Below are 11,792 nucleotides of genomic sequence, written 5' to 3' on the forward strand. Positions count from 1 at the left end.
GGCGGCAATGCCAGAAAAGCGGCAAGGCATTTCCGCTGTGGAGGGGCAAAGCGGCAAGGTGGGTGCCGTTTTTTTGCCAGTACCGGCTTGCCGCCTGGCAATCGTGGCCCTTCATCATTGCCTCAACCGGACACCCAATAAAAAAGAGACCCGAAGGTCCCTTTGACGATTGATCAGAGGCCAAGCTCGCTCAACCCCGGGTGATCATCCGGTCGGCGCCCCAGCGGCCAATGGTATTTGCGCTCGGACTCGGCGATCGGCAAATCATTGATGCAGGCAAAGCGCCGTTGCATAAGGCCGTTTGCGGCAAACTCCCAGTTTTCATTACCGTACGAGCGGAACCAGTTGCCTGAGTCGTCGTGCCATTCATAGGCATAACGCACGGCAATGCGGTTATCAGTAAACGCCCACAGTTCCTTGATCAGCCGGTAGTCCAGCTCTTTGCGCCACTTGCGCTCGAGAAAGGCCTGAGCCTCTGTGCGGCCATTGATGAACTCACTGCGGTTACGCCAGTAGGTGTCTTCGGTGTAGGCCAGCGCAACTTTCGCCGCATCGCGCGAATTCCAGCCATCCTCGGCGCCACGGACCTTCTGAACAGCCGTCTCCAAGGTAAAGGGTGGAAATGGCGGTCTTCCTTTATCACTCATCTCAGCGTCCTCAGAACGGTTTATAGGGCAAAAATTTTCCATCAAGGGTGATCACGGCTCGCTCGCCCCCTTCCGGATCTTCGACTTTCTTGATGTCGAGCTTGAAGTTGATTGCGCTGATGATGCCGTCGCCGAACTGCTCATGCACCAATGCCTTCAGCGTTGTGCCGTAGACCTGAACCATTTCATGGAAGCGGTAGATCGTCGGGTCGCTTGAGACGTCTTCGACATTGCCGCGCAACGGGATGGTTTGCAGTTCGGCGACCGCGTCCCTGTCCAGCCCGAGACGCTCGGCAACTACCTCGGCCACCGCTTCCGGCAATGGGTGCTGACCGAGCAATGCAGCCGTGACATACACCACGCTCAACCCCGTACCTTCTGCAAGCCCTGCCCACGTCAGGTTCTTTGCAGTCTTGGCCTGCAGCACACGTTCAGTCAGATGCTGGCGCGGCGCTCTGGAAATGTTGCTGTGCGGCATAGGTAACCCTCCGGAATGAATTCACGTCAATCACAGCATCGGCAACTATCACCATAAGATCCAAGACTGATTTATGATCATCGCCATAACCCTGACTTATGGTGATGCCGTGCTGTTACGCCATATACGTTATTTGCTGGCAGTCGCCGACCATGGCAATTTCACCCGGGCGGCCGAGGCCCTGCATGTCTCGCAACCGGCGTTGTCGCAACAGATCAGGCAACTGGAAAGCAGCTTGGGTGTGCAACTGTTCGACCGCACTCGCCGCAGTGTCGTGCCGACCGATGCCGGCCGCGTCTATCTGGACCACGCGCGTCGCTGCCTGCTGGAGCTGGAGGCCGGGAAGCGTGCGCTCAACGATGTCAGCGACCTGTCACGCGGACACTTGCGCCTCGGCGTCACGCCCACCTTCAGTGAATACCTGATAGCGCCGCTGATCGACCGCTTCAGCGCGCTGTATCCCGGCGTGGCAATCATCCTCACGGAGCTGCCTCTGGAGCGGATCACCGAGGCATTGATCAGTGACGCGCTCGATCTGGCCATAGGTTTTACCGGCAGTCATGCCGTCGAGATAGACAGCCAGCCTCTCTTCGATGAACAACTGTGCCTGGTCATGGCCAAGTCTGCCCTCGAAAAACAGACCGCGCTGACACTTGAGGACCTGCAAACGCTTCGCTTTGCCTTGCTCGCCCCCGGATTCGCCACTCGCCAATTGCTGGATGCCTGGTGCCATACGCAGAACTTCAAGCCGACTGTCGGCCTCGAGGCGAACTCGATTGCCATTTTGCTCAAGGTCGTTGCCCAGGGCCGCATGGCGACCATTCTTCCCGATGCCATCGTTCGCGAGCAGCCTGAGTTGTGCGAAGTTCAGACGATCCCTGCCTTGCCCGGGCGGACGGTTGCGCTGCTGCGGCGTAAAAACGGCTACCAGAGCGCCGCCGCCAACGCTTTTGCAAAACTGGTGAGCAACAGTACGCAAACATGAACCGATGGGCAGACGATCAAAGCTGTTTTCAGCCGCGCACAAAAAAAGAGACCCGAAGGTCTCTTTTTTCATCGCAGGCAACTGACAGACCGTCACTTGGCCTTATAGATGATCCCGGGGCTGCACTGAACCATCTGGTAGTGATCCGGCAAACCATTGAGTGCTTCGGAAGCCCCCAGAAACAGGTAACCGCCTGGCTTGAGCGTACCGTGGATACGCAGCAGGATGTCTTTCTTCACTTCAGCGGAGAAGTAGATCAATACGTTACGGCAGAACACGATGTCGAATTTGCCCAGCGAGGCGTAGCTGTCGAGCAGGTTGAACGAGCGGAACTCCACACGACTCTTGATCGGCGCCTTGACCACCCAGCGGCCCGGGCTTTTAACGTCAAAAAAGCGCTGCAGACGATCCGGCGACAGGCCGCGGCCGATAGCCAGACTGTCGTATTCGCCGGTCTTGCAGTTATTGAGCATCAAGCCCGACAGATCGGTTGCGACGATCTGCACGCCCGATTTGAGTTGACCCTGATTGGCACGCTCGAACTCGTCGATGGACATCGACAGCGAATACGGTTCCTGACCCGATGAACAGGCGGCCGACCAGATACGCAGTCGCTGACCAGGGCTGGCCTTGATCTGCTCGGGCAGCACCTTGTTCTTCAGCACTTCGAACGGATAGGTGTCGCGAAACCACAGGGTTTCGTTGGTGGTCATCGCATCGACGACCTGCTCGCGCAAACCACTGCGCGGCTGGGTCTGAATACGCTGGACCAACTCGCCAAGCGACTTGATGCTTTGCTGCTCCATCAATTTGTTGAGGCGGCTGGACACCAGGTACTGCTTGTTTTCCCCAAGCAGAATGCCACAGGCTTTTTCCAGAAATACCCGGAACTGATCAAAATCCAAATTACCCGTAGACAAAGTGCCGCCTCTCAAATCATGTGAATCACCGGGGACGACGCCCCCGGCTGGTTATTCTGCTGCATTGATCCGCGCAACGACCCTGGCCGCCAGATCATCAGGCCGGAATTTCGCGAGAAAGTCATCCGCGCCGACTTTCTTGACCATCGCCTGGTTGAATACCCCTGACAACGAGGTATGCAAGGTGATGTGCATCTTCTGCATGCGTGGATCATTACGTATTGCTGCGGTAAGGGTATAGCCATCCATCTCCGGCATTTCAATGTCGGAGATCATCATCAGGAACTCTTCTTCAGGCTTTTTGCCTTCTGCGACCATCTTGAGCAGGTAGTCCAGCGCCTGACGACCATCGTTGAGCGCGACGACCTCCACCCCGACGGTTTCCAGGCAGCGGCTCACTTGCTTGCGGGCCACCGACGAGTCATCGACCGTCAGCACGCGCATGGAGACAGCCTTGTGCTGAACCTCGGCGTCAATGACACCGACCGAGATTTCTTCGGACACTGGCGCGACTTCGGCGAGAATTTTCTCGACGTCGATGATTTCCACCAGTTGGTTATCAACCCGGGTGACGGCGGTCAGGTAATGATCGCGCCCGGTGCCCTTGGGTGGTGGATGAATCTCTTCCCAGTTCATGTTGACGATGCGTTCGACAGAATGCACCAGAAAGCCCTGAACCTTGGTGTTGTACTCGGTAATGATGACGAAGGAGTTAACCAGCGAAATCATCCCTGTGGAACCTGTCGCCATCGCCAGATCCATGATCGGGATCGTGCCGCCACGAATATTGGCCACGCCCCGAACGATCTTGCTCGATTTGGGCATGATGGTGAGTTTCGGGCATTGCAGTACTTCTTTCACTTTGAAGACGTTGATCCCATAGAGCTGCTTGCCGTCGAGACGGAATAAGAGCAGCTCCAGGCGATTCTGACCCACCAGCTGAGTTCGCTGGTTTACCGAATCCATTACACCTGCCATGCCGAACCCCCTTACAAAATGACCGCCGCCCAGACACCAGATCAACAAGCGGCACGGGCTTTGCTATTTATTACGTCATGAACGCAAAGACGACAATTTCTCGACACCTCGCATTAGAAACCCGCAGGCTTCTGTGCGCAATCGCTCTGCTGTGCCTTTCCAGCACGGTGACCCTCGCTCGTGCCGAGAGTTTCACACTGCCTGAACAGCTTATCGGCGTCACCCAAGGGTTTCTTGAGTTCACAGTAGAAGACTATTTGGCAACCAACCAGATTGACGGGCGTCATGAGATACAGGTCAAGCAGCTCGACCCGCGTTTAAGGATGGGTGCCTGCGACAAGGATTTGACAGCCACACTGGAAAGTCCGCGCCCGGTTGGCCGGGTTACCGTGCGCGTGCGCTGCGAAGGCTCTTCGCCCTGGACGGTGTTTGTGCCCGCTCAGGTATTGCTGTATCGCAACGTCGTGACCGTGATGCGCCCGCTCAAGCGTGACGCGATCGTCACCGAAGAAGACGTCGCGATGCGTGAGCGGGATGTCAGCAGTCTGGGTCAGGGTTTCCTGGCGTCGCTGGATCAGGCGGTCGGTCAGAAGGTTGTCCGACAAATGGTCATCGACCAGGTCATTACCCCGGTGGCGCTTGAGCAGCCACAGATGGTTCACAAGGGCGATCAGGTGGTGATCATCGCGCGCAGCGGCTCGCTGGCGGTTCGCATGCCCGGCGAAGCAATGTCCGACGGAGGCTTCAACGAACAGATACGGGTGAAAAACCTCAATTCCCAGCGGGTGATCAAAGCAAGTGTCACCGGCCCAGGGCAGGTGGAAGTCGCTATGTAGTGCATTGATAGTGGCGCGAAGGGTGTGTTTTTTTTAGACTGCGGGGAATGCCCGACGGCAAATGTCGTCTATTGGGAAGCTTTCTCACAATCAGCCTAAAGTTTGACAGGGGTTGGCCGAAAACAAGGCAAGCGTCCAAACACCCAGAGGTTTTTTCAATCATGGTCATAGATTTCAGTCGCCTTAACAACTCACAGGCTGTTGCCGGTACTTCACGTACCAGCGCCAGTAAAGACACCGCCAAAACCGATGCCCCAGCCCCTGCCGTCACCGCAGGTGTCAAAAGCACCGGGGAAACTTTTTCCTTGAGCAGTGAGGCTCAACAGTTGCAGAAAATCACGGATAAGCTGACCGATCTGCCAACCGTCAACAGTGCTCGGGTTGCCGAGCTCAAACAGGCCATCGCCGACGGTAGTTACACAGTGGACAGCAACCGTGTCGCCAGCAAACTGTTGAATTTCGAAACCCAACGCTAAGCCAAGGCTGGCGCTGGATATTCTGGACGCTTAAAAACCAGAGCATGCGATGCACGACACTACTTTGCTGCAGATGATCACTGACGACATGGTTTCGGCCCGACAGCTTCTTGAGTTGTTGAAGGCCGAATCATTGATTCTTCACGGCCGCGACATGGGCGAGATGGAGCAGGTGCTGGCGCAGAAACAGGCGCTGGTCATTCTTCTCGACCAGCACGGCCGCAAGCGTAGCCAGGTGCTTGCGGGCATGGGCCTGCCAGCCAATCGCAGTGGTCTCCAGCAACTGGCCAGCCAGTCGGATATCGGTGAGCAATTGCTGCTTGCCGCCGACGAACTGAACACGTTGATCAACGAATGCCAGACGCTCAACGAGCGCAATGGTAGTCTGATCCAGTTGCAACAGGTCAGTACCGCTCACCAGCTTCGCATCCTGAACGGTGGCGATACGCCTACACTCTATGACAGCCGCGGATCGACTGCGCTTAGAGCAAAACCACGCCCTCTGAGCCAGGCGTAACTTCCTGTATCAAGGTTTCGTGCATGGTGGCAGAATGCCTGCTGTTGCGTTGCCGTAGTATTTTGCCTGGAGATTCAAGAACGTGAATGGCTCAAGCGCGGACGATGCTCCGCAGCCCCCGAAGGTTCTCAATACACCTTTGGAAATTGCCGCTAACCTGCGGCTGCTACTCGAGAGTCATGATCCTCTGATCATTACCTTTCACGAGCGTCCCCAGCGCTTTCAGAGTTATCTGCTTGAAGTCGACCGTGACAACAACGTCATGGCCCTCGACGAAATGATCCCCCGCGATGGCGAACGCTTTCTGAGCAACGGCGAATCCTTCCGTGTCGAAGGCTTTCATGACGGCGTGCGGATTGCCTGGGAAAGTACTGCACACATGGACATCCTCAGCACCGACGGTCAACGCATGTACCGCGGCCCGATGCCTGAGGAAGTGGTTTATCACCAGCGCCGCAACGCCTTCCGGGCCGCGCTGAAGCTGGCGCAGCTGGTCGACGTCGAAATCGGCGGTGACCGCCTGAAATTCACACTGGCTGGCAAGCTGCTGGATATTTCTGCCACCGGTTGCAAGTTGCGCTTCGAGGGCGACGTGTCCGATCGCATGCAATTGGGCCAGGTATACGAGCGTTTCGTTGCCAAGCTGCCTTTCGGCGCCATGACAGCACCTGTCGAGTTGCGCCACCTGCATTTCGAAGAACGATTCAACACCACCTTTGCCGGCGTGCGCTTCCACAACATGAGTGGGCTGGTGCAGCGCCAGGTCGAACGTTTCGTCTATCAGTTACAGCGCGAAGCACGGCGCTTCGACAAAGACGACGACTTCTGACACTCACCTGCTGAATCCCCCGGCGATTGCGGCATTGCTGCCGCAATCGTGTACTGCCCTACCCCTCAGGCCTTCAAGGTCTCGCTTTCACGCTCGCGTTCATGCTCATCGGCTTCGGTTGTTTCCGCTCCGGCAGCCGGCTCGCTCTGCGCCAGAACCTCGCTTTCTGCCTCGGCCTCTGCTTCAGACACCACCTCGGGCTCCGGCTCAGGCTCAACGGTTGCCTGCATCTGCTCCTGAACCACCTGCTCATCGACACGCGGGTCAAGTGCAACCACCAGTGGCGAACTGGACATACTGTCCGGCATCGCAACGTGGTGCAGCGGTGCGTTTTCGACCTGGTGCAGGTGAGTGACCGCCTTGGGCCTGATCAGCAACACCAGAATCACGCCAGCACCACAGACAAACGCATAGAGCATGTGCCCGCCAAACAGCTTCATCACCACACCCGCGGCCAACGGACCGATACTGGCACCAATGCCGTAGGTCATGAGCAACATGGCCGTCAGCGACACCCGGCGCTCGGCCTCGACGTGGTCATTGGCGAAGGCCACTGCCAGTGGATAGAGGCAGAACTGCATCAGCGAAGCCAGAAAACCGACACCGAACAGCACCTCGACCGGCACGCTGGGAAACACCGCCAGCGGCAATGACGCCACCACCAATGCGGCGGCAAAGATACGCATCAGTACGGAACGGTCATAGCGGTCGGACAGCAGGCCCAACGGCCACTGCACCAGAAACCCGGCCAGAATGCAGCAGCCCATGAACAGACCGACCTGCTCGGTGGACAGACCCTGCTCGGCGGCGTAGACCGGTGCCAGACCATAGAACGAACCGATGATCAGACCGGCGCCCAGTACCGCCGTCAACGACTGCGGCACACGTTTCATGAAGAAGCGCGGCTCAAGTGGTGCCGGATGCAGAGGTGCCGGGTGAATCGCCCGGGTCATGGCGACGGGCACCAGGCACAGTGCGAAACACAGCGCTACCAGCATCAGTAGCTCAGGCCCCAGTTGCGGGTGCACCACCAGCACCAGCTGACCCAGTACCAGCCCCAGGTAGGATGCAATCATATAACCGCTGAAGACCATGCCGCGCTGTTTGGCGGCCGCCTGCTCGTTCAGCCAGCTCTCGATGACCATGTATTGGCACATCATGCCCAGACCTACGATGACCCTCAGCACCAGCCAGGCCGGCAACCAGCTGATCAGGCCATGCCCGAGTACCGCCGCGCCGACGATGCCGGCACAGGTGGCGTAGGCGCGAATGTGACCGACACGGCCGATCAGGCGGTGACCGATCTTGCCGCCCAGCACCAGACCGAAATAGTTGGCGGCCATCAACGCACCGACCCACAGGCTGTCAACCTGATCGGCCGCCAAGCGCAGGGCCAGATAAGTGCTCAGCAGACCCGAGCCGATCAACATCATCAACGAGGCAAAATAAAGCGCTCGAAAGGACTTCCAGATTTGGCGCATCAACTTTCCAAAAATAGGGAGTCGCCCGACTGGGCGAGCCCGACACTGCGATTCTTAAACCTGAGCAGCCAGCACGCGCCGTTCCCAGGGGGTTATCTCGTCAAAAAAACTGGTCAGTTCCAGGGTCTTCGACGCGATGTAGCCTTCGATGAATTCATGACCAAACAGTTCCTTGGCCAACTGACTGCTTTTCAGACGCTCCAGAGCAGCGTGCAAGGTACACGGCAATAACAATTCTTCCGGCACCTCGAGTTCGCCCTGCAGCGGCGGCGTCGGTTCCAGCCGTTGCTCGATGCCATGCAGCCCGGCCGCCAGACTTGCGGCAATGGCCAGATAGGGATTGGCATCAGCGCCCGGCAGACGATTCTCCACCCTTCTGGCCGCCGCTGCACTCGACGGTATACGTAATCCGGCAGCGCGATTGTCGTAGGACCAGCAGGCGTTGTTGGGCGAGGCATACGGATGGCACAGGCGCTGGTAGGAATTCACATTGGGCGCGAACAGCGCGGTGAAGTCCGCCATGCAGGCTTGCTGGCCAGCAATGAAATGACGAAACGTGTCGGTCGGCTCACCCTGCGCATCACTGAAGATGTTCGTTGCGGTCTCTGCTGTCACCACGCTCTGATGAATATGCATCGAACTGCCCGCTGTATGGGCGAGCGGTTTGGCCATGCACACCACGATGAACCCGTGTTTGAGCGCCACCTCCTTGAGCAGGTGCTTGAACAGAAACGTCTGATCGGCCAGCAGCAGCGGATCGCCATGCAGCAGGTTGATCTCGAACTGGCTGACACCCATCTCGTGCATCACCGTGTCACGCGGCAGCCCCAGCGCCGCCATGCATGCATACACCTCGGCGAAAAAAGGCCGCAAGCCGTTGTTGGAACTGACGCTGAATGCCGAATGCCCCTGTTCGCGTCGTCCGTCCAGCCCGGTCGGCGGCACGAATGAATGAAGCGGCTCGGGATTGGGCGCAAAGACAAAAAACTCGAGTTCAGTGGCCACCACCGGCACCAGGCCCTGCGCAGCGTAACGGGCGATAACTGCCTTGAGCTGATTACGGGTGGAGAGCATGCAGGGCTGACCATTGAGGTCCTGCGCATCACAGATCGCCAAGGCGCGCGGCGATGTGCTCCAGGGCAGACGGTGGAGCTGCTGTGGATCACTGATCAGCGCCAGATCGCCGTCGTCACTGCCATAGAAGCGCGCCGGCGGATAACCGCCCATGATGCATTGCAGCAACACACCGCGCGCCAGCTGCAAACGGCGGCCCTCGAGAAAACCTTCAGCCGTCATCACCTTGCCGCGCGGTACACCGTTCAAATCCGGGGTTACACACTCCACTTCATCAATGCCCATCAGCATTTCTTTCTGCGAATGGGGGTCATTGCCTGTCATGGGTCAGTCCTTTTAGTTGAGCAGCAAACGCCAAGCTTCAACCTTCAGACTGCAATCTTCAAGCACCGCGCTTCAGGCTGTCGGCCTGCCGCCTCAGAGAACCGGGTTATGGAAAGGCGTCCCGGTCACTTCGATGAACTCCTTTCGGTAGTCTTCGTTTTCCGGGTCGACCACAAGGGCCTGACGCAGGAATTCGACGCCTTCGGCCACATTGCCCAACTGACGACTCAGAGCACCGGCAAGGTGCAGCCTGGTGGCATCGAAAAAATTGAATGACAGCATGATTTTGGTCAGCGTCAGCGCGTTCTCGAGCTTGCCCGCCATCAACAATTGGTTGAACTGCGTGTTGAAGTCGCCGACTTCCTGCCACTTTTCGGCAGACAAGCCCTCCACTTTGCGGAGCACGACGGTGTGGCCGTTGCCTACTTTCGAATCGGTTTCCTCGACGCACTCGATGTACCAGCAACCCAGGCCTGACGAGTTAACATAATTGACTGCGCGGAGCATGCTTTGCAGGGAAAAGACCTGATAGTGACCGCGCCACTCGCCTTCAGTGACGGTGGTCATGTCGACCTTGTTTTCATAGTCCTCGATCATCTGCGCCAGCGTCGTCAAACGACGGGCCCGATCAGTCTTGGCTGCGGTGCGCTTGGGAAAGATGCAGAAGAATACCCCGCCGTTCTTCAGCACTCTGAAGGATTCGACGTAGGCAGAGAGCAGGTTGGGGACGTGCTCGATGACGTGCGAACTGATCAGATAGTCAACTGACGAGTCGGCCGTATGGATGCACTGAAAATCGCCCAGCATGTCGACCTTCGAAACGTCGCCCGAGACTTTCATCTGCTCGACGAAGTACTGCTGATAGTCTTCCATGTCGCGGGGGTGCAGAAAATCCACACCGTTGCACGGCGCAACGTTCAGGCAATTGGCAAGGTTGAACGCGTTGTGAGCCGCCGCGCCCAACTCTATTCCGTGCCCCTGGCAGTACTTTTTAGCTAACAGCATCACCCACCCACCGCTCATCGTGATATCGAATACAGCCTTTCAACGATTTCGGCGGTGTCCGCTAAAACTTTAACCAGCACCGCTCCAGGCCTTTGGCGTGCCAGCAATTGGCGCAAATATTGCAGTCCACCGCGTACATACATCGATTTACGTCAGCGCAGGCCTTAACCACCCGCCACGCTGCGACGCCAATCAACGAACAATCACGCTAGGCTCTGTACGAAAAGTCGGCGAGCGAAGGTCAGGCGAGGCAAAAACAGGCGAGGAAGCGGAGTCTACGTGTTGTAAATGAGCATTCCGAGCCTGTTTTTAACGAAGCATCACCGAGCGCAGCCACTTTTCGTACGGAGCCTAACGCCCGAGAGAACAGAGGATCACCATGATCAATGGTCAAAAGGTTGGCTGCGGAATCGTCACCTACAACCGTCCTGCACTGCTGAAAAAACTTTACGATTCCCTGCCTGCCGAGATCATCGACTGCGTTGTCATCATCAATGACGGCGATGTGTATCCGGAGTTTTCCGCGTATGACAGCGAGGTTTTCTTCAATAACGAAACCAATCTCGGCGTTGGAAAATCCAAGAACAGAGCCTTGTCGCGACTGATGCATGCCGGGTGCGAGCATCTGTTCCTGATCGAAGACGACATATACATAAAAAGCCCGGAAGTGTTCGAGCTTTATATTCTGACCTCGACGCTGACCGGCATTCAGCACCTCAATTACAGCCAGCATGGTCTGATGAACAAGACGCCGTCCGGCGAGGCCAATGCGGTGTACAGGATTGACTACGGCAATGGCATCAACCTGCCCTTGTACCGCCATTGCGTCGGCGCGTTTTCCTACTATTCCAGACGGAGCCTGGAAGCGGCCGGCCTGATGGACGAGACGTATCACAACGCCTTTGAACACGTCGACCACACCCTGGCCATCATCAACCAGAACATGCACCCGCCGTTCTGGTTTTTTGCCGACATCGATAATTCGCAGCTGTATCTGGGGGACGAGCCTTGGACGCTCGAGGGCTCAACGATCTCGTCCGATACCCTGCATCGGCAAAATGCTCTTGCGGCCATCGAGCACTTCACGCTCAAGCACGGCTGCGAACCGGTCAGACATCCGTTGGCATCTGATCAGGACCTGATGGACAGCCTGAACAGCATCAAACAGAACTTCGGGCTGAATATCTAAGCGCCGAATACGCCCCGCAATCCTGACAAGGCGTTGCGGGGTGCTCTTGGAAA

13 protein-coding genes are annotated in these 11,792 nt (G+C 57.3%); 6 read left to right on the plus strand and 7 right to left on the minus strand.

Annotated elements, in window-relative coordinates; all coding sequences use genetic code 11:
• Positions 1-173 precede the first annotated feature (173 nt).
• Both MME58_RS17835 and cynS read right to left on the minus strand, forming a co-directional pair.
• On the minus strand, positions 174-647 hold the full coding sequence (locus MME58_RS17835; RefSeq protein WP_054986830.1) for a nuclear transport factor 2 family protein: 474 nt from the start codon (positions 645-647) through the stop codon (positions 174-176).
• Between the two features lie 10 nt (positions 648-657).
• Positions 658-1,125: a cyanase gene (cynS, locus tag MME58_RS17840; RefSeq protein WP_003370061.1), complete on the minus strand. Its 468-nt coding sequence runs from the start codon at positions 1,123-1,125 to the stop codon at positions 658-660.
• 73 nt (positions 1,126-1,198) lie between these two features.
• On the opposite strand from cynS, the gene cynR reads away from it, so the two are divergent.
• Positions 1,199-2,110, plus strand: a complete 912-nt coding sequence (gene cynR / locus MME58_RS17845; RefSeq protein WP_054986831.1) for a transcriptional regulator CynR — start codon at positions 1,199-1,201, stop codon at positions 2,108-2,110.
• 92 nt (positions 2,111-2,202) lie between these two features.
• Here the strand turns inward: cynR and cheR are convergent, their stop codons facing one another.
• Complete coding sequence (cheR, locus tag MME58_RS17850) at positions 2,203-3,030, minus strand: protein-glutamate O-methyltransferase CheR (RefSeq protein ID WP_003347319.1); 828 nt, start codon at positions 3,028-3,030, stop codon at positions 2,203-2,205.
• Positions 3,031-3,081: 51 nt separating this feature from the next.
• Positions 3,082-4,008 (minus strand): chemotaxis protein CheV, encoded by a 927-nt coding sequence (locus MME58_RS17855; RefSeq protein ID WP_004658711.1) that lies wholly within the window; start codon positions 4,006-4,008, stop codon positions 3,082-3,084.
• Positions 4,009-4,085: 77 nt separating this feature from the next.
• On the opposite strand from MME58_RS17855, the gene flgA reads away from it, so the two are divergent.
• From flgA to MME58_RS17875, 4 genes are all read left to right on the plus strand, one after another.
• A complete protein-coding gene (flgA, locus tag MME58_RS17860; RefSeq protein WP_055007206.1) occupies positions 4,086-4,844 on the plus strand; it encodes a flagellar basal body P-ring formation chaperone FlgA in 759 nt (252 codons plus the stop codon).
• 161 nt (positions 4,845-5,005) lie between these two features.
• Positions 5,006-5,320, plus strand: a complete 315-nt coding sequence (flgM, locus tag MME58_RS17865; RefSeq protein WP_003370051.1) for a flagellar biosynthesis anti-sigma factor FlgM — start codon at positions 5,006-5,008, stop codon at positions 5,318-5,320.
• A gap of 49 nt (positions 5,321-5,369) precedes the next feature.
• Entirely contained in the window at positions 5,370-5,837 is a 468-nt protein-coding gene (locus MME58_RS17870; protein ID WP_055007207.1) for a flagella synthesis protein FlgN, read from the plus strand.
• 82 nt (positions 5,838-5,919) lie between these two features.
• A complete protein-coding gene (locus MME58_RS17875; RefSeq protein ID WP_055007208.1) occupies positions 5,920-6,666 on the plus strand; it encodes a flagellar brake protein in 747 nt (248 codons plus the stop codon).
• A 65-nt stretch (positions 6,667-6,731) separates the two neighbouring features.
• Here MME58_RS17875 and MME58_RS17880 read toward each other — a convergent pair whose 3' ends face one another.
• From MME58_RS17880 to MME58_RS17890, 3 genes are all read right to left on the minus strand, one after another.
• Positions 6,732-8,147, minus strand: coding sequence for an MFS transporter (locus MME58_RS17880; RefSeq protein ID WP_055007209.1), 1,416 nt, complete (start codon positions 8,145-8,147; stop codon positions 6,732-6,734).
• A 54-nt stretch (positions 8,148-8,201) separates the two neighbouring features.
• Positions 8,202-9,443 (minus strand): glutamine synthetase family protein, encoded by a 1,242-nt coding sequence (locus MME58_RS17885; RefSeq protein WP_162491486.1) that lies wholly within the window; start codon positions 9,441-9,443, stop codon positions 8,202-8,204.
• A gap of 195 nt (positions 9,444-9,638) precedes the next feature.
• Positions 9,639-10,550, minus strand: coding sequence for a methyltransferase domain-containing protein (locus MME58_RS17890; protein ID WP_054986835.1), 912 nt, complete (start codon positions 10,548-10,550; stop codon positions 9,639-9,641).
• 379 nt (positions 10,551-10,929) lie between these two features.
• On the opposite strand from MME58_RS17890, the gene MME58_RS17895 reads away from it, so the two are divergent.
• A complete protein-coding gene (locus MME58_RS17895; protein ID WP_054986836.1) occupies positions 10,930-11,739 on the plus strand; it encodes a glycosyltransferase family 2 protein in 810 nt (269 codons plus the stop codon).
• The last annotated feature ends 53 nt before the right edge of the window (positions 11,740-11,792 follow it).

Origin of the sequence: Pseudomonas syringae pv. tagetis, assembly GCF_022557255.1 — a bacterium.
Taxonomy (GTDB): Bacteria; Pseudomonadota; Gammaproteobacteria; order Pseudomonadales; family Pseudomonadaceae; genus Aquipseudomonas; species Aquipseudomonas caricapapayae.